This is a genomic window from Kitasatospora sp. MAP12-44 (assembly GCF_029892095.1).
Lineage (GTDB): Bacteria > Actinomycetota > Actinomycetes > Streptomycetales > Streptomycetaceae > Kitasatospora.
In genome coordinates, this window is the sequence record NZ_JARZAE010000004.1 from 1,912,552 (window position 1) to 1,936,143 (window position 23,592).

Genomic DNA, 23,592 nt, shown 5'->3' on the forward strand with positions numbered 1-23,592 from the left:
TCAGGTGTGGTGATTGATGGTGTGGGTGATGCCCTAGGGGCGGGTGGACAGCCGGGCTGTGAGGATCCGGCCGATCCGGGCCAGGTGCTCGGGGTCGGCCAGCTCGCCGTGTCGGCAGTCGATCGGCACGACGTCGAGGCGGCCGGTGATGTGCGGTTCCCACAGCTCCGGGTGGTCCTGGCGGTCCGCCTTGTCGGCGGTGGCGGCGAAGAACAGCAGGTCGCCGTCGAACACGCCGGGGTCCTCGGGCTTCAGGTCCCCGATGCCCTCGAAGACGCGGATCAGTGCGGCGAGGCCCTCGCCACCAGCGCCTCCGAGTCCGGCGAGCGGGCTCCTCGCCGACCGCGGATCGTGCCCGATGGACTCGATGATCTCCTCCAGTACGTCGCGCTCGGTGCGCTCGGTGTCGGACGCGTGCGCCGGCTCGGCGTCGACGGTCGGGTAGGTGTCCAGCATGGCGAGCATCGACACCTCCTCGCCCTCGCTGCGCAGCCGCACCGCGAGGGCGTGGGCCACCAGGCCGCCGAACGACCAACCGAGGAGGGCGTAGGGTCCGTGCGGTCGAACCGAGCGGATGACCGCGAGGTAGTCGTCGACCATCTCCTCGATGGACGACGGGGCGCTGTCCGGCTCGCTGTAGGCGCGGGCCTGCAGTCCGTAGACCGGTCGTTCGCGATCCAGAGTGGCGAGCAGTCCGGCGTAGGCCCAGGAGAGGCCGATGGCCGGGTGGACGCAGAAGAGCGGGTCGCCGGTCCCCCTGCGCAGGGGCAACAGGACGTCCAGCGCGGCCTGTTGGTCTCCGGTGTTCTGGAGGTGGTGGTCGAGTTCGGCGGGGGTGGGGGCCGCGAAGAGGACCCGGACCGGGAGTTCCAGGCCGAGTGCGGTGCGGATCCGGCCGACCAGGAGCATGGCGAGCAGGGAGTGGCCGCCGAGGTCGAAGAAGCCGTCGTCGGGTCCGACCGTCGGCACGCCCAGGACGTCGGCGAAGAGGGCGCAGAGGATCTCCTCGCGGGCCGTGCGCGGGGCGCGGCCGGGAGTCTCGGAGCCGAGTTCGGGTGCGGGCAGGGCGCGGCGGTCCAGCTTGCCGTTCGTGGTGATCGGCAGGGTGTCCAGTGCCACGAACGCGGACGGGACCATGTAGGCGGGCAGGCGTTGGCCCAGGTAGGCCCGCAGCTGCGCCGCCGTCGGCACGTCGACGCCGCTCTCGCCGACCACGTAGGCGGCCAACCGCTTGTCCCCCGGGCGGTCCTCACGGGCGATGACCGCGCAGTGCGCCAACCCCGCGTAGCCCGACAGCACCGACTCGATCTCGCCGAGTTCGATGCGGAACCCGCGGATCTTGACCTGCTCGTCCGCACGGCCGACGAACTCCAGCTGCCCTTCCCGGTTCCAACGTGCGAGGTCCCCGGCGCGGTACATCCTCTCGCCCGAGGCTCCGAACGGGCAGGCCACAAAGCGCTCCGCCGTCAAGTCCGGACGGTTGAGATAGCCACGGGCCAGGCCCGAGCCCGCGATGTAGAGCTCGCCGGTGACCCCGACCGGAACCGGCTGCAGCAGCCCGTCCAGGACGAAGATCCGCACATTGTCCAGCGGCCGGCCGATCGGGATCGGCGCCGGAACCGATTCGCTCACCCGCCAGGGCGCCGTGGTCACGCAGTAGGTCGTCTCGGTCGGGCCGTAGGCCGCTCGCACCAACGTCCCCGGGCAGTGCTCCAACACCCGCCGCACCGCCTCCGGAGCGACCACATCCCCACCGGTGAACACCTCCTGGACGCCTGCGAAGCACCCCGGGTCCTCCTCCGCCACCAGCCGGAACAGCCCCGAAGTGATCTCCATCGCGGTGATCCGCTCGCCCACCAGCAGCCGGCGAATACCCGCCACATCCAGATCCTGCTCGCCTGCCAGGACCGAGCAGCCGCCCCGCAGCAACGGCACCCAGAGCGCATAGGTCGACGCATCGAAGGCCACCGGCGCCAGCAGCAGCACCCGCTGCTGGGCATCCCCGGCGAAGATGCCGTCCCTGGTCAGCTCCACCACGTCGCGATGCGTCACCGCTACGCCCTTGGGCCGGCCGGTGGAGCCGGAGGTGAACATCACGTAGGCCAACTGGTCGCCCAGGAACTCCACTTGCGGCGCCCAGCGCGGCAGTTCGGCCGCACCGGTCACGGTGCCGTCCGCGTCGAAGGTCACCACCTGGCACCCTGCCGGCACTCGGCCGACCATCTCCGCATCGGTCACCGCCACCGACACCGACGCCTCATCCAGCACCTGGCGGACCCGCTCCGCAGGAGCGTCCCCGTGCAGCGGCAGATAGCAGGCCCCCGCCTTCAAAATCCCCAGCAGCGCGACCACCATGTCCGCGGAACGTCCCATCACAACCGCTACCCGGTCTTCGGGCTGCACCCCCAACGCCAGTAGATGATGGGCGAGTTGACTGGAGCGCTCGTCCAACTGCGCGTAGCTGAGTTCGACACCACCGCAGACCACGGCCAAGGCCTGCGGCGACCGCGCGGCCACCTCGGCGAACGCCGCCGGGATGGACGCGCCGGAGACCTCGACGCTCGCCCCGCTCCACTCCGTCAGCACCTGGTGGCGCTGAACGGGCGACAGTACGTCGATGCGCGTCACCGGCACGTGCGGATCCGCCGTCGCCGCCGCAAGCACCCGCACCAGCGCATCGGCGAACTCCCGTACCGTCACCTCGTCGAACAGATCGAGCGAGAACTCGATCTGCCCGGTCAGGCCACTCCCCTCATTGTCCTCGACCATGCTGACCGCGAGATCGAACTTGGCCGACTCCAGCTGCGAGGTCTCGGCGGTGACCTGTAGTCCGGGAAGGCGCAGCGGCTGCTCAAGGCCGCTGTCCATCGACAGCATCACCTGGAACAGCGGGTGCCGGTTGCTTGCGCGTTGCGGGTTGACCGCCTCGACCACCCACTCGAACGGCACCTCCTGATGGGAGAACGCCGCCAGATCCGCATCCCGCACCCGCTCCAACAACTCCAGGAACGACGGATCACCCGAGGTGTCCGTGCGCAGCACCAGCGTGTTGACGAAGAAGCCGACCAGGTCCTCCAGAGCGTCATCCGTGCGGCCCGCGGTCGCCGTCCCGATCGGGATATCGCAACCGGCGCCGAAGCGCGTCAGTACTGTCGCCAATGCCGCCTGCACCACCATGAACAGCGTCGCTCCGCAGGTCCGCGCCAACTCCGCCATCCCCGCCTGCACTTCGGCGCCCACCCGGAACTCCAGCGACTCACCACCGAACGACGACACCACCGGCCGACGGCGATCCACCGGATACTCCAACTCCGCCGGCAGACCCGCCAACACCCCACGCCAGAAAGCGAGCTGCTCACCGGCAACACTCCCCGGATCCCCCGCCTCACCCAGCAACTCCCGCTGCCACAACGCGTAGTCGGCATACTGCACCGACAACTCCGACCACACCGGCACCCCATCCGCCAACCGCGCCGCATAAGCCGCCGCCAGATCACGACAGAACGGCCCCATCGACCAACCATCGGTCGCAATATGATGCACCATCAACACCAATAGATGATCGGCCGGGCCCAATTCGAGGAGGGTGACCCGAATCGGCAACTCCCGTGCCAGATCGAACACATACCGACCCGCCACCGCCAACGCCTCACCCACACCCCCCACCGCGCAGACCCGACGCTCAAAAGCCACCCCCGGGACATCCCCCAAACCCCACACCACCTGCACCGGCTCACCATCAACCACTGCGAACACCGTCCGCAGACTCTCATGCCGCCCCACCACATCATTCAGCGCCGACTCCAGAGCCAGCACATCCAACGCACCCTCCAACCGGAACACCGACGGAACGTTGTACGTCGAACTCGGCCCCTCGAACTCACCCAGGAACCACAACCGACGCTGCGCGAACGACAACGGCAACGACAGCGGGCGTTCGGCGGCGACCAGCGGCGGACGGGCATCCCCGGCGTCCTGGAGGTGGTGGTCGAGTTCGGCGGGGGTGGGGGCCGCGAAGAGGACCCGGACCGGGAGTTCCAGGCCGAGTGCGGTGCGGATCCGGCCGACCAGGCGCATGGCGAGCAGGGAGTGGCCGCCGAGGTCGAAGAAGCCGTCGTCGGGTCCGACCGTCGGCACGCCCAGGACGTCGGCGAAGAGAGCGCAGAGGATCTCCTCGCGGGCCGTGCGCGGGGCGCGGCCAGGTGTCTCGGAGCCGAGTTCGGGTGCGGGCAGGGCACGGCGGTCGAGCTTGCCGTTCGTGGTGATCGGCAGGGCGTCCAGTGCCACGAACGCCGACGGGACCATGTAGGCGGGCAGGCGTTGACCCAGGTAGGCCCGCAGCTGCGCCGCCGTCGGCACGTCGATGCCGCTCTCGGCGACCACGTAGGCGGCCAACCGCTTGTCCCCCGGGCGGTCCTCACGGGCGATGACCGCGCAGTGCGCCAACCCCGCGTAGCCCGACAGCACCGACTCGATCTCGCCGAGTTCGATGCGGAACCCGCGGATCTTGACCTGCTCGTCCGCCCGCCCGACAAACTCCAGCTGCCCTTCCCGGTTCCAGCGGGCGAGGTCTCCGGCGCGGTACATCCTCTCGCCCGGGGCCCCGAACGGGCAGGCCACAAAGCGCTCCGCCGTCAGGCCCGGCCGGTTGAGATAGCCACGGGCCAGGCCGGCACCCGCGATGTAGAGCTCGCCGGTGACCCCGACCGGAACCGGCTGCAGCAGCCCGTCCAGGACGAAGATCCGCACATTGTCCAACGGCCGGCCGATCGGGATCGGCGCCGGAACCGATTCGCTCACCCGCCAGGGCGCCTGGGTGATGCAGAAGGTGGTCTCGGTCGGGCCGTAGGACGAGCGGACCACGGTGCCGGGGCAGTGGTCCAGTACTCGTCGCACCGCCTCCGGGGCGATCACGTCGCCACCGGTGAACACCTCCTGGACGCCTGCGAAGCACCCCGGGTCCTCCTCCGCCACGACCCGGAAGAGCCCTGCGGTGATGTCCAGCCCGGTGATCCGCTCGCCGACCAGCAGTCGGCGCACACCTGCCACGTCGAGGTCTTGCTCGCCTGCCAGGACCGAGCAGCCGCCCCGCAGCAACGGCACCCAGAGCGCATAGGTCGACGGATCGAAGGCCACCGACGCCAGCAGCAGCACCCGCAGATGGGCATCCCCGGCAAAGGCCTGGTCGGCCGCGAGCGCGAGGATGTCCTGGTGGGTGACCGCGACGCCCTTGGGCACTCCCGTCGAACCGGAGGTGAACATCACGTAGGCCAACTGGTCGGCCAGGCACTCCACTTGAGGCGTCCAGCTCGGCAGTTCGGCCGCACCGGTCACAGTGCCGTCCGCGTCGAAGGTCACCACTCGGCAGCCCGCAGGCATCCGATCGGCCGTCCCGGCGTCGGCCAGCGCCACCGAGACCGACGCCTCATCCAGCACCTGGCGGACCCGCTCCGCAGGAGCGTCCCCGGGCAGCGGCAGATAGCAGGCTCCCGCCTTCAGCACCCCCAGCAGGGCGACCACGACGTCCGCGGAACGTCCCATCACGACCGCTACCCGGTCTTCGGGCCGCACCCCCAACCCCAGTAGGTGATGGGCGAGTTGGCTGGAGCGCTCGTCCAACTGCGCATACGTCAACTCAACTCCCTCGCAGACCACGGCGACGGCCTGCGGCGACCGCGCGGCCACCTCGGCGAACGCCGCCGGGACCGACGAGCCGGGGACCTCGACGCTCGCCCCGCTCCACTCCGTCAGCACCTGGTGGCGCTGAACGGGCGACAGTACGTCGATGCGCGTCACCGGCACGTGCGGATCCGCCGTCGCCGCCGCAAGCACCCGCACCAGCGCATCGGCGAACTCCCGCACCGTCACCTCGTCGAAGAGGTCCACGGCATAGCCCACCCGACCGGTCAGACCGCTCCCCGTCCCGTCGTCGACGACCGTGAACGCCAGATCGAACCTGGCCGCCTGCTGGCTCGCCGGCTCAGTGGTGACCCGCAACCCGGGGAGCTGCAACGACTCCTCCGCGCCCTCCAGCAGCAGCATCACCTGGAACAGCGGATGCCGGTTGCTTGCGCGTTGCGGGTTGACCGCCTCGACCACCCACTCGAACGGCACCTCCTGATGCGAGAACGCCGCCAGATCCGCATCCCGCACCCGCCCCAACAGGTCAAGGAACGACGGATCACCCGAGGTGTCCGTGCGCAGCACCAGCGTGTTGACGAAGAAGCCGACCAGCTCCTCCAGAGCGTCATCCGTGCGGCCCGCCGTCGCCGTCCCGATCGGGATGTCGCACCCCGCGCCGAACCGCGTCAGCACCGTCGCCAACGCCGCCTGCACCACCATGAACAGCGTCGCACCGCAGGTTCGCGCCAACTCCGCTATCCCCGCCTGCACTTCGGCGCCCACCCGGAACTCCAGCGACTCGCCACCGAACGACGACACCACCGGCCGACGGCGATCCACCGGATACTCCAACTCCGCCGGCAGACCCGCCAACACCCCACGCCAGAAAGCGAGCTGCTCACCAGCAACACTCCCCGGATCCCCCGCCTCACCCAGCAACTCCCGCTGCCACAAAGCGTAGTCGGCATACTGCACCGACAACTCCGACCACACCGGCACCCCACCCGCCAACCGCGCCGCATAAGCCGTCGCCAGATCACGACAGAAAGGCCCCATCGACCAACCATCGGTCGCAATGTGATGCACCATCAACACCAACACATGGTCAGCCGGACCCAATTCGAGGAGGGTGACCCGAATCGGCAACTCCCCCGCCAGATCGAACACATACCGACCCGCCACCGCCAACGCCTCACCCACAGCCCCCACCGCGCAGACCCGACGCTCAAAAGCCACCCCCGGGACATCCCCCAAGTCCCACACCACCTGCACCGGCTCACCGTCCACCACTGCGAACACCGTCCGCAGACTCTCATGCCGCCCCACCACATCATTCAGCGCCGACTCCAGAGCCGGCACATCCAACGCACCCTCCAACCGGAACACCGACGGAACGTTGTACGTCGAACTCGGCCCCTCGAACTCACCCAGGAACCACAACCGACGCTGCGCGAACGACAACGGAATCATTGATCGGCCTTTCCTTGGAGCCTTTGCGCCGCCACGGCCGGGCCGGGCCGAGCGGGAGTGTCGGGAGTGTCGAGGGGGGCACGGGGCACTGACGGCGAGTTGGACGCACACCGCCTTTTGGCGCCGGCTTCAGGCTCGGCCATCCGGCGGCTCCCTGTCACGGCTGCGCGTTGTCGGCCCTCCGCCTTGGCGGGGTTCCGACAGCTCAGAGCGATGACAGCCGGGGCTGGGATGACCGAGTCTGGTGCTCGAAAAACAGTGAGCCCTAAGGAAGACACCAGATGACTCCTCAGTCCTTTGCGCGGCGTCGAGTGTGGCTACCCGGCGAATTCGAGGGCCCACCCGCGGCCTTCACCACTTCGGTTGCCTTCCGTCTCCTCGGCCCGCTGGATCCGCACGCCCTGGAACGGGCCGTCAAGGACGTCGTCCAACGCCATGAGAGCCTTCGCACGGTCGTGCGCGAGGTCCAAGGCGGCATGGAGCAGGTGGTGTTGGACGGTTCCGCGTTGGACGGTTCCACGGTCGCCCCCGCCTTGGAGCGCCGCACGGTCGTGCCCGGGACAACGCTGGACGAGGCGGTCAAGGAGGCCGGGCGGTATCCGTTCGATCCGTCGACCGAGCTCCCGATCCGCGTCACGCTGCTCGAACTCGGGCCGGACGACCAGGTGTTGGTGATAGCCCTGCATCACAGCGCCGCCGACGCCTGGTCCACCGCGCCGCTCTGCCGGGATCTGGCGACGGCCTACACTGCCCGGCAGTCCGGGGTCGCACCCGACTGGGCCGCTCTCCCGCTCCTGCATCACGCGGAGGAGAAGGAGGATGCGGAAGCACTGAGTGAGCAGCTGGCCTTCTGGCGCCAGGAGTTGGCGGGTCTGCCGGCCGAGCTGGAGTACCCGGGCGACCGGCGGCGACCGACGTCGCCGTCCTTCGCCGCAGAGGCGATCGACGTCCACCTGACCGCTGAGCTGCACGCCCGGATGGTCGAGGTGGCCGTGGCCGCCGAAACGACGGTCTTCACGGTGGTCCAGGCCGCGCTCGCTGCCCTGCTCACCCGGCTCGGCGCCGGCACCGACATCCCGATCGGCACCTCGGTCGCCGGGCGGACGGATGAGGAGCTGGAGGAGCTCGTCGGCCTCTTCGCCAACACCGTGGTGCTGCGCACCGACACCTCCGGAAACCCCGGCTTCGCCGAGCTGCTGCGGCGCACCGCGGAGGCTGGCCTGCTGGCGTACGCCCACCAGGACGCACCGTTCGAGCAGGTCGTGGCGGCGCTCGACCCACCCCGCGCCGCCGGCCGCCACCCGCTGTGCCAGGTCCAGCTGGGACTCCGGCGCGACGACGACGTCCGGTTGGACCTGCCGGGGCTCACCGTGACCGAGCTGGCGACCGACCGCCCGACCGACCACGCGACCCGCTTCGATCTGGACTTCGACCTGCACGAGCGCTACGACCAGGACGGGCTGCCGCGCGGCGTCGAGGGCCGGGTCGGCTACAACTGCGGCCTGTTCGACCGCGACTCCGCGACCCAGCTGGTCACCCGGCTGATCGCGGTGCTAGCCGGTGCCACACGGGCTCCGCAGGAGCCGATCGGGACGGTCGACCTGCTGGCACCCGAGGAGCGGCGGCGGACCCTCGTCGACTACAACGACACCCGGGCGCAGGTCGCCCCGGGCACGGTGGTCGACCTGTTCCAAGCGCACGCGGCGTCGGACGAGGTGGCCCTGGTCGCCGCCGACGGCACCCTGACGTACGCCCAACTGAACGCCCGGGCCAACCAGTTGGCCCGCCTGCTGATCGCCCACGGCTGCGGCCCCGAGCGAGTGGTGGGCCTGGCGCTGCCACGGACCGGCGATCTGGTCGTGGCCCTGCTCGCCGTCCTCAAGACCGGGGCGGCCTACCTGCCGCTGGAGCTGAACCAGGCCGCGCCGCGCCTGCGGTTCATCCTGGGTGACGCCGGGGCGGACATCGTGCTGACGACGACCGCCGCCGCCGCCGGTCAACTGCCCGGTGGCCACCTGCTGGTGTGCCTGGACGACGGCCGCTTCGCTGCCGAGTGGGCCGCCGCGTCGGCGCGGGACCTGACCGACGCCGACCGGGTGGCACCGCTGCTGCCACAGCATCCGGCCTACGTGATCTACACCTCCGGGTCGACGGGCCGGCCGAAGGGCGTGGTGGTTCCGCACTCCGCGCTCGCCAACTGGGTCGCCGACCACGCGGCGGTGCTCTTCGACCGCCCCGCGCGGCCGGACGCCACCCGGCCCGTACGGGCGGCGCTCACGGCCACCATCGCCTTCGACACCTCGTGGACCACGATGATGGCGGTGCTCGTCGGGCACCGGCTGCACCTGGTCGATGACGACACCCGCACCGACCCCGAAGCCCTGGTGCGCTACCTCGCCGAGCACGAGATCGATCTGCTGGACATCACCTCGTCCTATGCCGAGCAGCTGCTGTCCTGCGGGCTCACGGCCGAACGTCCGGGCCCGCCCGCCGTGTTGGTCATCGGCGGGGACGCGCCGAGTGAGCAGTTGTGGAACGCGCTGGCGGCCTCGCCCCGGATCACGGGCTACAACTACTACGGGCCCACCGAGTGCACCGTCGACGTGCTGGGCTGCCCGGTGGCCGGGAGTCCGCGGCCCGCACTGGGTCGGCCCAACCGCAACACCCGCGCCTTCGTCCTGGACGAGCTGCTGCAACCGGTGGCGCCCGGTGTGGTGGGCGAGGTCTATCTGGCCGGCGCCGGTCTGGCCCGCGGATACCTGAACCGGCCCGGCATGACGGCCGAGCGGTTCGTGGCCTGCCCGTTCCCCGAAGTCGACACCGCGGTCGACGCCGGAGCTGACACGGCGACCGCGACCGGGCAGAGGATGTACCGCACCGGCGACCTGGCCCGCTGGAACCGGGCCGGACTGCTGGAGTTCGTCGGGCGGGTCGACGACCAGGTGAAGATCCGCGGCTTCCGGATCGAGCTGGGGGAGATCGAGACCGCGCTGGCCGCCCACCCTCGGCTGGCCCAGGCCGCCGTGGTCGCCTGGGAGGACGGGCCGGGCGGGACGAGCCTGGCGGCCTATCTGGTGGCGCGGCCCGGCGGTGCGGCGCCGCAGCTCGCGGAGGTGCGGTCGTACCTGGCCGGACGGCTGCCGCAGTACATGGTCCCGTCGGCGTTCGTGCTGCTGGACGCCCTGCCGCTGACGATCAACGGCAAGCTGGACCGCCGCGCACTGCCGACGCCCTCACGCAGCACCGAGGCCCCCGGCCGCGCCCCGCGCACGGCCCGCGAGGAGATCCTCTGCGCCCTCTTCGCCGAGCTGCTGGGCATCGACAGGGTCGGACCCGACGACAGCTTCTTCGCCCTGGGCGGCCACTCGCTGCTGGGCATGAAGCTGGTCAGCCGCGTCCGCAGCCTGCTCGGCGCGGAGTTGACGGTCCGCACCCTGTTCGACGCGGCCACCCCCGCACTCCTCGCGCTGAAGCTCGAGTCGGCCAAGCCGGCCCGGCCGGCTCTCCAGCGGCGTCGTCCCACCGAAAGCAGTCCCACCGAAAGCAGCCCCACAGAAGGCAGTCGATGACACCGGACTTCGAGCGTGAATTCGCCCGGATCACCAGGACCTACTCCCCCGGCTCGTTGGATCGAGTGGAGCAGATGCTGGCGCAGACGTCCAAGCGGGGCCGCCACCCGCTCCAGGACGGTGCCCGGTGGATTCTGCCCGGCATCTCCCAGCAGCCCTGGCACGACCCGTACGGACATCCCGAACTGCTGCCCGTCGTCAAGGCCTTGGAAGAGCACCAGCCGGCCATCAAACGTGAGCTCACGCGCCTGCGGTCCGCGCACCGGGAGGAGCTGTACCTGTTCCGCGGCGGCGCGCTGGTGGCACCGTCCGCGCGGCTGGCCCCCACCGCCTTCGAGGTGGTGAAGCAGAGCGCGGTGGACTCCGGCGTGCTCTGCCCGCTGCTGGAAAGCCGCTTCTCGACCCTGCTGCCCGGCGCGGTGATCAAGCCGCACTGCGACCTGTGGAACTTCAGCATCGGCCTCCACCTGGCGATCGACATCCCCGAGCACTGCTCGATCACGGTGGCCGGCGAGACCCGGTCCTGGATCGAGGGCGAGTGCCTGCTCTTCGACTACTCCTTCGAGCACGAGGCGGCCAACCACGGGGACCGCCCGCGTATCTGCCTGCTCGTCGATCTCTGGCATCCGGAGACGACCCTCGCCGAACGCGAGGCTCTCACGGTGCTTATTTCCGAGATCCGGGCCATGCTCGGCGAATAGGCCGGGCCGGCATCTGGCGAATAGGCCGGCCGGCGCTTGGCGACCGTCCGCCGTGGCGTGGTCCCGACAGCTCGCAGCGGTGACAGCCGGTCGGTGGATGACGGATTCTGGTGACCGCACAGAAAATCCGGGGAAATCGATTTTCGTGCCGTCGATCAGTCACGGGAGCTGCTCATGGACGTCAGTACCATCGACCATATCGAATTCTACGCAGCCGACGCCGAAGAGGCGTCGACCGAGCTGTGCAAGGCTTTCGGATTCCGCCTGTGCGGCGAAGCCGGACCGGGGACCGGCAGCGCCGACCGGCAGTCCTTCCTGCTGCACCACGGGCGGATCAGGATCGTCGTCACGGCCGCACTGCGGCCCGAGCACCCGGCGCACGACTACGTCGCGCGGCACGGCGACGGCGTCGCCGTGATCGCCTTCGCGGTGCCGGACGTCCGGGCGGCGTACGCCGAGGCGGTGAGCCGCGGGGCGCGGGCGGTCAGCGAGCCGGTGGACCTCGTCTCCGCCACCGCGACGGCGACGATCGCCGAGGTGGGCGGCTTCGGCGACGTCGTCCACCGGCTCGTCCAGCGCAGCGGCGCCGAGGACGACCTGCTCCCCGGCCTGATCACGGTGCTGGCCCAGGACGCGGAGCCGAGCGCGGAGGTCCTCGACGTCATCGACCACCTGGCCGTCTGCCTCCCGGCCGGCACGCTGGCCACCACCACCGAGTTCTACCGGCACGTCTTCGGGTTCCGGCAGATCTTCGAGGAGTACGTGCAGGTCGGCCGCCAGGCGATGGACTCAAAGGTCGTGCAGAGCAGCTCCGGCCAGGTGACCTTCACCCTGATCGAGCCGGACGTCTCGCACGATCCCGGGCAGATCGACCGCTTCCTCGAGTCGCACGGCGGCGCCGGGGTCCAACATGTCGCCTTCCTCACCGACGACATCGCGACCGCGGTGCGCACCCTCGCCGGGCGGGGCGTCCAGTTCCTGCAGACCCCCGGCAGCTACTACGACGGTCTGGCGGCCCGGCTCGGGGACATGGACCACGAGGTGGAACTGCTGCGGGAGCTCAATATCCTGGTCGACCGCGACCACTGGGGCGATGTGTTCCAGATATTCACCCAGTCCACCCACGAAAAGCGGACCTATTTCTCCGAGGTCATCGACCGCCACGGCGCCAAGACTTTCGGCAGCGGGAACATCAAGGCACTCTACGAGGCCGTCCAGCGCGATTCCGAGGACACTTCGGTGCATTGATCCCGCAGTTCACTCCCACTATCGGCAAGATTCAGGATCGAGGAATTCAGCATGGCACAGTCCGACCCGTTCGCGCTGACGGACGAAGAGCGTGAGCTCCTCCCGAGCGAGGCCGATATCCGGTTCTACGCGGAGCACGGCTGGTACCTCTCCAAGAAGCTGCTCAGCGACGACGAGGTCACGCAGCTGGAGGAGGCCAGCGAGAAGTTCTACGCCGGCCAGAAGGACCGCGAGATCCCGGTCCGCCCGCCGCGCCTGGCCTACTGGACTCCCGAGCAGGGGGCGAAGCTGCGCCACAACGACTACATCCATTACGAGGTCGACGCGATCGGCGCGATCCTGACCAAGCCGCTGCTCGGAGCCGTCGCGGCGATGCTGGCCCAGGTCGACGAGATGCGGATGTTCCAGTCCACCCTGATCTACAAGCCCCCGGTGAGCACCGAGCCGAGCAACATCGTGCCGTGGCACTACGACAAGGACTACTGGGCCTCCTCCACCTCCGAGCGGATGCTCACCGCCTTCATCCCGTTCCACGACTGCGACGAGGAGCTCGGCACCATCTGCATGATCGACGGCAGCCACACCTGGGAGGAGGAGGACAAGGACAACATCACCGCGATCGGTTTCGCCGAGCGGAGCAAGGACGACCTGGAGACCATCGTCGAGCGCAACGCGCGCTACAACGGCGCCGAGATGCGCAAGGTGGTGGTCGACATCCCGAAGGGCCACATGAGCTTCCACCACTGCCGGACGTACCACGCCAGTGGGCCCAACCGCGCCGCCAAGCCGCGCCGCGCGGTCTCCATCCATCTGCAGGACGGCGCCAACCAGTACCGGGAGTTCCCGCTCGCCGACGGCGGACTCGCCACCTACAACCACGACTACCTGGTGCGCAGGACCGCGCAGGGACTGCCCGACTACGCGGACCCCGAGTTCTGCCCCGTCCTGTGGAGCGGTAGGACCCGATGAGCTACCGCGTTGGCCAGAACAGGGAAGATACCTGCGGCCTCACCCTGGAGGAGTACGCGTACCGGGCGCAGCAGGTACTGGACCGCCAGGTCTGGGACTTCATCGAGGGCGGTGCCGGCGACGAGCGCACCGTGCTGGCGAACCGGCAGGCCTTCGCCGACGTCGTGCTGCGTCCCCGGGTCCTGGCTGGGGTGGGAGAGCCGGTCCTCTCGATCGACATCTTCGGTCGCCACTGGCCAACGCCCATCGCGGTCGCCCCGCTGGCGTACCACACGATGGTCACCCCCGACGGCGAGCTCGCCACGGTTCGCGGCGCGGGGGTGTCCGGCACCCCCGTGGTGGTGAGCACCTTCGCCGGGAAGCGGTTCGACGAGCTCGCCGCCGCGGCGTCGGGGCCGCTCTGGTTGCAGTTGTACTGCTTCCGCGACCGGCGGACGACCCGTCATCTGATCGAGCAGGCCGAGGCGGCAGGCTTCGAGGCACTGGTGCTGACCGTCGACGCACCCCGCCTGGGCCGCCGGCTGCGCGACCTGCGCAACGGCTTCCGGCTACCGGCCGGCGTCGTCCCGGCGAACCTGCCGTCCTCGGACTTCGCCTCGCCCAGCGACCACAGCCGGCTGGCGTTCGACTCCGCGCTGGACTGGTCGGTGGTCTCCTGGCTGCGCTCGGTCTCCACGCTGCCCGTGCTGGTCAAGGGGATCCTCGCGCCCGCCGACGCCGAGCGCGCACTCGCCGAGGGTGCGAGCGGCATCATCGTCTCCAACCACGGCGGGCGGCAGCTGGACCGCGCTCCCGCCAGCTTCGAGGTGCTGCCGGAGATCGCCGCCGCGACGGCCGGGCGGTGCCCGCTGCTGGTCGACGGCGGGATCCGGCGCGGCAGCGATGTGCTGGCCGCCGTCGCGCTGGGAGCCGACGCCGTCCTGCTGGGGCGCCCGGTGCTGCACGGCCTGGCGGTCGGCGGCGGCGAGGGGGTCGCCGAGGTGCTGGGGATCGTCGCCGAGGAGCTGGTCGAGGCGATGCTGATGACCGGGACGGCCACTCTCGCCGATGCCGGTCCGGCCCTGGTGGCCTCGACCGGGCGGTCCGCCGCGCCGGCGCCCGCCGCCGCCCCCCGGCTCGAACGGCCGTCCGGCGCACTGGCGTTGCGCAAGAGGGACCTGCACCAGAGCCTGTCCGATCCGGTCCTCGACACGATGAACTTCCTCAACGAGATCACCGACCGCTACCCGGACGCGATCTCCTTCGCGCCCGGCCGGCCGTACGAGGAGTTCTACGACCTGGAGCAGGTCTTCGACTATGTGCGGCGCTACGTCCACGGGCTCGCCGAGCAGGGGATGTCGAAGGCCCAGGTGGTCCGTTCGATCTACCAGTACGGCCCCGCCGCGGGGCAGATCCGCGAGGTCATCGCGCAGTGGCTGCGCGAGGACGAGGGCATCGACGTCCCCGCCGAGTCGCTGGTGGTGACGGTCGGCTGCCAGGAGGCGATGTTCCTCGTGCTGCGCGCGCTGTTCGCGCGCCCGGAGGACGTCCTGCTGGTGTCGAGCCCCTGCTACGTCGGGCTCACCGGAGCGGCCAGCCTGCTGGACATCGACGTGCTGGCGATCGAGGAGGGCGACCAGGGATTCTCCGGCACGGCGGTCGAGGACGCCGTGCGCCGCGCGCTCGCGGACGGCCGCCGGCCGAGGGCGCTGTACGTGGTGCCCGACCACTCCAATCCGTCGGGGAACACGATGTCCCTGGCGGCGCGCGCCGAGCTGCTCGAACTGGCCGGCCGGCACGGGATCCTGCTGCTCGAGGACAGCCCCTACCGCCTGGTCAGCCCCGGGGAGCGGCTGCCGAGCCTGAAGGCCCTGGACCGGGAGCACCGGGTGATCCACCTGGGTTCCTTCTCCAAGACCGTCTTCCCCGGGGCCCGGGTCGGCTTCGCGGTGGCCGACCAGCCGGTGGAGGGCTCCAACGGGGAGCGGTCGCTGCTCGCCGATGAGATCGCGAAGATCAAGAGCATGGTCACCGTCAACACCTCCTCACTCAGCCAGGCGGCCGTGGCCGGCGCGCTGATGAGCGCCGGCGGTCTGCTCTCCTCCTTCAACCCGGCCGCCACGGACTTCTACGCGAACGCCATGCAACTGACCGTCCAGGCCCTGGCGGAGAGCTTTCCGGCCGACCGGCACGACACGCACGGGGTCAGCTGGAACGAGCCGAGCGGGGGGTTCTTCCTCACCGTCCGGGTCCCCTTCCGAGCCGACGCCGACGCGCTGGCCCGGTCGGCGCAGCGGTTCGGCGTCGTCTGGACGCCGATGTCCTACTTCCACCCCTCCGGGGGCGGCGAGAAGGCGCTGCGCCTGTCGGTGAGTTACCTCGCGCCGGAACGGCTGACGGAGGGGGTCGCCCGGCTGGTGCGGTTCATCCGGTCGGAGCTGGGCTGACAGCTGCTCGGGGTGTCAGGCCGTGGCGTCGAAGCCCTTGATCCATCCGTGTTCGACGGCCTTGACGCCGGCCTGGAACCGGCTGCGCACCCCCATCCGCTGCATCAGGCCGGAGTTCAGCCGGTTGATGGTGCGCACCGAGACGTCCATCCGCGCCGCGATCGCGTCGTCGGTCAGCCCCAGGGCCAGCAGCCGGATCAACTCGCGGTCCTGCGTGGTCAGTTCGTCGTCGGTACGGCGGTCCTGCCGGGCCAGTGGCGTCGCCGTGGCCCAGCTGTACTCGAAGAGCGCGTGCAGCGCGGCCAGCATGCCCCGGCTGCGGATGACCAGCACCGAGTGCCCCGGCTCGTCCGGATCGGCGGGAATGACGGCCACGTCCTGGTCGAACATGGTCATCTGCAGCGGCAGCGTCGGCGCGCTGCGGATCTGGCCGCCCTGCTCGCCGAGCCGGCGCGCGTGGGCGAGCGAGGCGGGGTGGTTGCGGACGCTGTCCAGGTAGACGGCGCGCAGCCGGACGCCGCGCTCCAGCAGGCGCTGGTCGTGCCGGTCGGCGGCGGACGGGTCGGCCTTCGCCTGCCGCGCGTCGGCGGCGAAGACGGCCACCTCGCCGCGGACCGCCAGGGTGATCTCGAACAGCCGGTCCCGGATCGCCTCCAGGCCCTCGACGCGCTCGACGCCCGCCTCGGCACTTCCCGGTCGGGTGTCGGCGTGTTCGGCGATCAGCTGGGAGACGGCGCCGTAGGCCTCCTCGATCCGCTGGTGCTCCACCGCCAACTCGCCCTGCCGCCTGGCCAGCAGCTGCGGCAGGCCGATGTCCGGGCTGACCACCCGCACGCTGGGTCGGCGGTCCTCCATCGGACGGATGAGCGACAGCGAGGCGAGCTTCTGGATGATCGCCCGTAGGCCCGCCTCCTCGCACCCGAGCAGGCGGCAGATCTCGGATACGTCGGACTCGGGGTTGGCCAGTAGTGTTCGATAGACGCGCTCTTCGGTGGCGCCCAGTCCCAAAACATCAAGCATGCCGGGGTCGGCTCCTTCATCCCCACCTGTCCTGCGGACAGGTCATGGACCGCTGTTCCGTTTGCCCCTTGATCCTGCCGGTGATCCGCCGCGCGCACATCGGGGCAGCCCCCGTACGTTTCCGACCGGCAGCACGTACGAGCCCCTACGACCCCCTACGATTCGGCGACGCCCTGCCGCGTGGACTCGACCTGCGTGGACTCGACCGCCAACTCGCAGAGCGCGGCCCGGTCGGCGCAGCCCGTCTTGCCGAGCAGGTTGGCGATGTGCTTCTCCACCGTGCGCGGCGAGATGGACAGCCGCTGGGCCAGGCACTGGTTGCCCGGCCGGTCGACGAGCAGCGCGAGGATCTCGAACTCCCGCGCGGTCAGGCCCTGCGCGCGCAGCCGGGCCGGCACCTGCTCGCGCCCGCGGCGGCGCTGCGCGACCGTCGCGCCGCTCTGCCGCAGCAGCGACCGGCAGGCGCTCACCACGGGCGGGACGTCGAGGTCGTGGAAGTACTCCGAGGCGGTGCGCAGCCAGCTCACCGGGTCGCCCCAACCGTCGGCGAGCGCCGCCTCGGCGACCAGGCGCAGGCCGAGATGATGGGCCGTCGGGAAGAGCCCCCCACTCTGCCGGGTCTGCTCGACGGCCGCCATGGCCTCCTCGGCGCGGCCCTCGCGGCCCAGCAGCACCGCGTCGGCGAGCCGCAGGAACTGCCGGTTCCAGGCCAGCTCCGCCGCCGGGGCGGCGGCCACCGCCTGGTAACCGGCCCGGTCGGTGCTGCCGGCCAGCACGTCGAGCAGTGGGCGCAGCCCGTAACTCCCGGACAGATAGAAGATGTTCGGATGCCGGCGCTCCCAGTCCGCGACGGCGGCGAGCTCGGCCATCGCCTGGGCGCGGTCCTCCTCCAGCAGCGCGCAGAGCGTGCGGCAGAGGCCGAACACCACCGGGGTCAGGAAGGACTCACTGCCGTCGGACTGCTGGAAGGTCAGCAGCTCCTGCTCCATCTCCCGGCGGTTGCCGCGGTGCGCCGCGAGCGTCGCCGAGGTCACCAGCAGGTAGCGGTAGGTCGCGAGATTGCGCATCCGGGCGCTGGCGTCGAGGCAGCGGTCGATGATCGCGCGGGCCGTGTGCCGGTCCCCCGTCTGCACCGCGTGCATCGCCAGCAGCGCCTCCACGCGCTGGGTCAGGATGATCGCGCCGAGCCCGCGGGCGGCCTCCTGGGCCTGTCCGAGCCGGCGGGCGTCGCCGGTGCGCAGGAAGGCGTTGCCACCCAGCCGCAGCAGGGCCTCGACCCGCCAGACCGAGAGGTCGTGCTGCTCGGCGACGGCGAGCATCCGCTCCAGGCACGCGTCCGCGTCGTCGAAGCCGCGCGCCCGGGCCAGCAGTGCGAGCAACTGCCAGGCCTGGCAGGCGACCACCGGCAGCTTCGCGTGCTCCGCCACCTCCGCGACCCGCAGGATCTCGGCTTCGACCACCGGCCCGCCCTGGCCCGGGAGCAGAGCCAGGTGCCCCTCGACGACGGCGAGCGCGGCGGTCCGCTCCGGCTGGGCCGCGTCGCCGAGCAGCGCCCGGGCGGCGCTCACCTGCGCGACGGTGTCCGCGCCGCGCTCCGCGATCACGGCGACCCAGGCGAGCCGGGTGTGCAGCGCGATCCGGCGCTCCGGGTCGAGCGAGACCTCCCCGCCGGGCGGCAGGGTCCGCGCCAGCGCGAAGGCGCGGTCGAGCTGACCGGCCTCGGCGAGGGCGTAGAGCAGCGACTCCGTGACGTCCGCCCGGCCCGCCTCGGCGACCAGTTCATGGCCGCGCTCCAGCAGCAGCACCGCCGATCCGGACGCGCCGGCGGCCAGCGCCCGGCGCCCCGCCTCGGCGTACAGCAGCGCCGCACCGGCCGGATCGCCCGCCGCCAGCAGCAGCCCGGCGACCAACTGGCAGCGGTCGCCGGACAGTTCAGGATCGGCCTGCTGCACCGCGCGGGCGGCCTGCCGCGCGATGGCCGCGCGCTCCGCCCGCGAGACGCTCGCGAGCAGCGCCTCGGCGGTGAGCGCGTGCCGGAACGCGTACTGGTCGGCGGTGGCGCGGTCCGGGACGATCAGGCCCGCCGCGGCGCCGGAGCGCAGCTGGGCGAAGAGGGCGCGGTCCTCGCAGCCGGTGATCAACTGCAGCATGGCGATGGAGAACCGGGCGCCCAGGGTCGCCGCGAGCAGCAGGAACTCCCGCAGCGCGGGGTCCAGCAGGCCGACCCGGTGGCCGTAGCACTGCACGAGGCTCTGCGGGACGGTCTCCGAGAGGTCGCGGGTCACCCGCCAGCCGCCGCGTTCCAGGAACAGCGCCCCGGAGCCGACCATCTCGCCGAGCAACTCCTCGATCACGTACGGGTTTCCGTCGGCGCCGGCCGCCAGCCGGTCGAGCACCGCCGACGGCACCTCGGGGACGGGGACGCCGAGGCAGCCCGCGGCGATGGCGCTGACGTCGGGGGCGTCCAGTGCGCGCAGCGCGAGGACGGCGGCGGCCCGGCGGCGTTCGGCTGCCCGCACCAGGTCGAGGGCGGCGCCGGGCTCGGGGCGCAGCGTGGCGAGCAGCAGCACCGGCAGTCCCGCGACGTTGTCGACCAGGTACTCGACGACGGCGATCGTCTCGGTGTCCGCGTCGTGCAGGTCCTCCAGGGCCAGCACCACCCCCGACTCCCGTCCGAGGACGGCGAGCAGGCGCAGCAACGCCTCGGCGAGCTCGACCACGCTCTCCGGGTAGCCGGGGCCGGCGGTGTGCCGCCATTCCGGGACCACTCGGGCCAGCACCGGTCGGTACGGTTCGAGCTCCGCGTCCTGGGGCGGGCCGGCGTCCCGGAAGCGCGAGGAGAGCGCCTCGACCAGCGGGCGGAACGGCGTTCCCGCACTGGTCGGGCTGCCCCGGCCGCGCAGGACCGGCACACCCAGCTCGGCGGCCCGGTCGGAGCAGTCCCCGAGCAGTCGGGACTTGCCGATCCCGGCGTCTCCCAGCAGGAACACGGCGCGGCCCGTCCTCGCCCGAAGCTCCGTCAGGGTGCTGAGGAGCAGGGTGAGCTCGGCGTCCCGGCCGATGGTGTGCGGCGAAGAGGTACGCATGATCGCAGGCTACTTAGCGGTATGAAGATTCGGTAGAGGGAACCTCGGCGCATCCCCCCGACCGGGAGTTCCCGGTCGGGAGGATGCGCAAGCCGGTCCGCCCGTGCGCGGGCGGACCGGCTTGCGGCCGGCGCGCGGGTCAGCGCGGGCCGGTCAGCGCGGGCCGGTCAGCGGCCGTCCTCGCCGAACACGGCCGGGCCGCTGACCGTTTCGTAGGTGATCGACTCGACGTCGTACACGGCGAGCAGGACGGAGCGGCGGGCGAGCCCGCCAGCCGCGCGCAGCCGGATCTCGCCGGCGGGGTGGCCGGCGGAGCCGGGCCGCCCGGTGCCGGACTGCTTCCACTGGCTGACCATGTCGATGCTGTCCATGGTGTTGGTCTCCTTCTCTCCGAGGTCACGGCGCCGGGGCCGGCAGCCGCGAGATGGTCGACGGCCGCAGCAGCAGTGCCGAGGCCGTCCGGTCGGGGTGGGCGAGTCGCAGCAGCCCGTGCCCGATGCCGGCGAGCCCGGTCAGCAGGCCGGGAGCGGTCAGCTCGCCGGGGGTGCCGCAGAGCGGCCCGCGCCGGTCGAGCGCGGCGAGCAGCGCGCCCGCGCGGCCCGTGCCCTCGCTCGGGGCGGTCTGCGGTGCGGTCTGCGGTGTGGTCTGCGGTGTGGCGGTCAACAGGAGTTCGAGGGCGCCGAGTTCACCGTGGCAGAGGCTGTGGTCGGGCAGCGGGCCGCTGGACGCGAGCGTGCCGACCGCGTGCTCCACGCACTGCGCCAGCGCGGGCCGGACGGGCTGCGACAGCAGCGTCCCGCTGTCGGCGACCGCCAGCGCGATGCCCGGCAGGCCGGCGCACCACGAGTACCGGTCGGGCGCCGGGCGGTCGGGCGCCGGGTGCCCCGCCGCCGCGCCCAGGGCCGCCAGCCCCGCGCGCTCGTACGCGGCGCCGCCGCCCTGCGCCGCGAAGCGCAGCAGCGCCCAGCCGACGCCCGCCGAGCCGGTGCCGAAGCCGGGTGCGGCGGGCAGCGGGCGCTCGGCGAGCCGGGCCGCGCACAGCCGCGCGCCCGTCCAGGCGGCGGCGGAGCCGGTGGCCTGGTGCACAGCGAGCAGGGTCGCGAGGCCGCCCGCCGTGCCGTCGAAGACCCCTGACGCCTCCTCGACGCGGGCGGCCGCGGTGGTGAGGTCCACCGCCGCGGCGATCCAGCTGCCGATCTCGGCGTCGTCCAGCAGGGTGGACACCTGGGTGAGGGCGTAGGCAATGCCGCCCAGGCCCGCGAAGGCGCCGGACCCGACGACGCCGAGTTCCTCGCGGCGGTCCGCCAGCTCCTCCAGCAGGCGCGGTACGGGTCGCAGTGCGCTGCGGGCAGCCTGCGCGTAGCCCGCCTCGCCGGTGAGGTCGGCCAACTGCGCGAGGAAGAGCGCCACTCCCGTGAAGCCGGCGCCCAGGTCGGCGCCGGCCGGCCGGACCCGCCAGTACCGGTCCGCGAGGAGTTCAAGCCCGAGCCAGTTCGTCCGCGTGCCGTTCCGGTACGCGCGGTCCAGCAGCTGATCAGCGATGGTGCGGGCGGCGGCGACCAAGCGGTCCGGGGCCGGGGCCGCTACCGGCGCCGCAGCCCGGCGGCCGACCCCGGCGACCGTGCCGACCCTGCCGACGGCGTGGCCGGGGCGGGTGGACCTGGTGGCCATGGCCGCTCGGATGATCCACTCCTGGTCGTCCAGGTCGCGCGGACCCATCGCCCGGATCTTCTCCGCCGCCCGGTCGAGTCCCGTCCGGTCGAGCACCCCGGGTATCCGGCGGCCCGTGCCGCTCCAGAGGTCCACTGAGCCAGGCCGGGTGGTGAACAAGGGCACGTCGCCGTCCCAGAGTTCGGCGATCTCCTCGTCCAGCAGCCCGGTCCAGCGCACCGCGTCGAACGCGTCCGTCTCCAACAGCCGGAGCAGCGCGTCGCGTTCGGCCGCCTCGCGCAGGACGTCGGGGTGCGTCGACTCGTCCAGCAGGGTCGCGTAGGCGTGCGTGTCACGGGCCACCACGCGCACCTGCGCGTCCGCGAACTGCTGCAACAGGCCGTGCGGGCCGGTGAGTTCACCCCGGCCCGCCTCGATCGCGCGGTACCCGGCGCGAAAGCCCGCGACCAGCTGCCCGGTGAATCCCGCCGGGTCGGCGGCGACCGCGCCCAGCCGGGGCCGGTTCGCGGCGCCGGCGAGCTCTCCGGCCCGGCGGACCAGTCTCATCTCGTCCGTGCCGCTGTTCGCCCAGGCCACCCCCTCGACCGGCGAGCGGTGCCCCGCCTCGCCGCCGAGGCCGGAGAGATCGACCGCCGAATCGTCGCCGACGAGCAGGTGCGGCAGCAGGCAGCTGCGGTTCACCGAGGACCCCAGCGCACGCGCCGCCGGGTCCTCCTCCGGCCCGGCCGGGGCGACCGGGTGGAAGAGCGTCTCGACGTCGACCAGGACGGGCTCGTCGCCGCACGCGATCAGGTTCTCGAAGTGCAGGTCGGTGGCGTCCAGCGCGTACAGCAGGGCAAGCCACGCCCCCTGCCGGAGGTAGAAGAGCTCCAACTCCCGCTCCGCCGCGCAGGGACGGGCGGCGGCGAACTCCACCCAGCCGTACCCGTCCCGCTCGATCAGCGCCAGCGCCCGCAGGCCCGGCGTGCCGGGCTGCGCGTTGAACCAGCCGACCATCTCGTTGAAGCGCCCGTGCGCGCGCGGCGATCGCGGCTTGTAGACCACCCGGGCTCCGTCGGCGAAGCGCAGCACCCCGACGGCTCGCCCGCGCTGGTGCCCGTCACCGGTGGTGCGCTCCACCGCGACCAGCGGCCCGGGGTCGGTGCCGGACAGCAGGGCGGCGACGATCTCGGCGCGGTCGGCGGCGAAGCGCTCGAGCAGCTCCGCCAGGGCCGCGCCCGCGAAGCGGCAGGTCTGCGCCAGCAGCCGGGCGAGCACCGGGTACTCGCCGAACAGCGCGGACAGCCCCTGCCGGGAGCCGACCAGCGCGAGAAAGCTCCGGAACCGCTCCGCCGGTGTACCGCCGTCGAGCCGGCCCTGCACCCTGGCGACGTTGAGCTCCAGCACCAGGGTGCGCGCGGCCTGCCGGGCCAGGGTGCCCGCGAGCTGCCCGACGAAGTCCGCCCGGATGCCGTCGAGGTCGGCCACCGGCAGGTCGGCCGCCGGCAGGTCGGCCGCCGGCTGGGGCAGGTCGGCCAGGAACCGATCCCGGGTCAGCTCGGCGAAGGGCGTCAGCACGGCCGCGAAGCCGGTCGTGCCCGGCAGCTCACCGCCCGGCACCCGCAGCGCGGTCACGGCGGCCACCGCCGATTCGGCGAACTCGGCCCACTCCGGCTGCCCGGTGCACGGCAGTTCGGCGCCGGCGGTGCCCCGCTCCCACCACGAGCGCGCCGTAGGAACGGCTCTCGCTTGCCTACCGATCATGGACCCGAGCCTGTCAGTTGACGAAGCGCCTGCACAAGAGCCGACGCTTGAACGATCGTGGCAGACC

Annotated in this window: 10 protein-coding genes; 5 read left to right on the forward strand and 5 right to left on the reverse strand. The window is 71.8% G+C overall.

Annotation, left to right across the window (positions count from 1 at the left end; translation table 11 throughout):
• Positions 1-33 precede the first annotated feature (33 nt).
• Positions 34-7,092 carry a non-ribosomal peptide synthetase gene (locus tag P3T34_RS09120; RefSeq protein ID WP_280665499.1) on the reverse strand — a complete coding sequence of 2,353 codons (7,059 nt, stop codon included), beginning with the start codon at positions 7,090-7,092 and terminating at the stop codon, positions 34-36.
• Positions 7,093-7,373: 281 nt separating this feature from the next.
• Between P3T34_RS09120 and P3T34_RS09125 the strand changes: the two genes are divergently transcribed.
• The 5 genes from P3T34_RS09125 to P3T34_RS39885 all read left to right on the forward strand — a co-directional run bounded on the left by P3T34_RS09125 (position 7,374) and on the right by P3T34_RS39885 (position 16,005).
• Complete coding sequence (locus tag P3T34_RS09125) at positions 7,374-10,661, forward strand: amino acid adenylation domain-containing protein (protein WP_280665500.1); 3,288 nt, start codon at positions 7,374-7,376, stop codon at positions 10,659-10,661.
• Positions 10,658-11,362 (forward strand): aspartyl/asparaginyl beta-hydroxylase domain-containing protein, encoded by a 705-nt coding sequence (locus P3T34_RS09130; protein WP_280665501.1) that lies wholly within the window; start codon positions 10,658-10,660, stop codon positions 11,360-11,362. Before P3T34_RS09125 ends, P3T34_RS09130 begins: the two co-directional genes overlap by 4 nt.
• 174 nt (positions 11,363-11,536) lie before the next feature.
• Positions 11,537-12,610, forward strand: coding sequence for a 4-hydroxyphenylpyruvate dioxygenase (gene hppD / locus P3T34_RS09135; protein ID WP_280665502.1), 1,074 nt, complete (start codon positions 11,537-11,539; stop codon positions 12,608-12,610).
• A 51-nt stretch (positions 12,611-12,661) separates the two neighbouring features.
• Entirely contained in the window at positions 12,662-13,579 is a 918-nt protein-coding gene (locus tag P3T34_RS09140; protein ID WP_280665503.1) for a phytanoyl-CoA dioxygenase family protein, read from the forward strand.
• On the forward strand, positions 13,576-16,005 hold the full coding sequence (locus P3T34_RS39885) for an aminotransferase class I/II-fold pyridoxal phosphate-dependent enzyme (RefSeq protein WP_348534644.1): 2,430 nt from the start codon (positions 13,576-13,578) through the stop codon (positions 16,003-16,005). The genes P3T34_RS09140 and P3T34_RS39885 overlap by 4 nt, the downstream gene beginning before the upstream one ends.
• A gap of 15 nt (positions 16,006-16,020) precedes the next feature.
• Here P3T34_RS39885 and P3T34_RS09155 read toward each other — a convergent pair whose 3' ends face one another.
• The 4 genes from P3T34_RS09155 to P3T34_RS09170 form a co-directional block, all read right to left on the reverse strand.
• Complete coding sequence (locus P3T34_RS09155; RefSeq protein WP_280665504.1) at positions 16,021-17,025, reverse strand: LuxR C-terminal-related transcriptional regulator; 1,005 nt, start codon at positions 17,023-17,025, stop codon at positions 16,021-16,023.
• A 155-nt stretch (positions 17,026-17,180) separates the two neighbouring features.
• The gene (locus P3T34_RS09160) at positions 17,181-20,111 is read right to left on the reverse strand and encodes a LuxR family transcriptional regulator (RefSeq protein WP_280665505.1); all 2,931 of its coding nucleotides are present in this window, start codon (positions 20,109-20,111) and stop codon (positions 17,181-17,183) included.
• A gap of 167 nt (positions 20,112-20,278) precedes the next feature.
• On the reverse strand, positions 20,279-20,482 hold the full coding sequence (locus tag P3T34_RS09165; protein WP_280665506.1) for a hypothetical protein: 204 nt from the start codon (positions 20,480-20,482) through the stop codon (positions 20,279-20,281).
• A 25-nt stretch (positions 20,483-20,507) separates the two neighbouring features.
• Positions 20,508-23,525, reverse strand: a complete 3,018-nt coding sequence (locus P3T34_RS09170) for a type 2 lanthipeptide synthetase LanM family protein (protein WP_280665507.1) — start codon at positions 23,523-23,525, stop codon at positions 20,508-20,510.
• Positions 23,526-23,592 lie beyond the last annotated feature (67 nt).

Coding starts and splice junctions, on each gene's coding strand:
- P3T34_RS09120 (WP_280665499.1), bottom strand. CDS start 7,092: ATGATTCCGTTGTCGTTCGCGCAGCGTCGGTTGTGGTTCCTGGGTGAG.
- P3T34_RS09155 (WP_280665504.1), bottom strand. CDS start 17,025: ATGCTTGATGTTTTGGGACTGGGCGCCACCGAAGAGCGCGTCTATCGA.
- P3T34_RS09160 (WP_280665505.1), bottom strand. CDS start 20,111: ATGCGTACCTCTTCGCCGCACACCATCGGCCGGGACGCCGAGCTCACC.
- P3T34_RS09140 (WP_280665503.1), top strand. CDS start 12,662: ATGGCACAGTCCGACCCGTTCGCGCTGACGGACGAAGAGCGTGAGCTC.
- P3T34_RS09130 (WP_280665501.1), top strand. CDS start 10,658: ATGACACCGGACTTCGAGCGTGAATTCGCCCGGATCACCAGGACCTAC.
- hppD (WP_280665502.1), top strand. CDS start 11,537: ATGGACGTCAGTACCATCGACCATATCGAATTCTACGCAGCCGACGCC.
- P3T34_RS39885 (WP_348534644.1), top strand. CDS start 13,576: ATGAGCTACCGCGTTGGCCAGAACAGGGAAGATACCTGCGGCCTCACC.
- P3T34_RS09170 (WP_280665507.1), bottom strand. CDS start 23,525: ATGATCGGTAGGCAAGCGAGAGCCGTTCCTACGGCGCGCTCGTGGTGG.
- P3T34_RS09165 (WP_280665506.1), bottom strand. CDS start 20,482: ATGGACAGCATCGACATGGTCAGCCAGTGGAAGCAGTCCGGCACCGGG.
- P3T34_RS09125 (WP_280665500.1), top strand. CDS start 7,374: ATGACTCCTCAGTCCTTTGCGCGGCGTCGAGTGTGGCTACCCGGCGAA.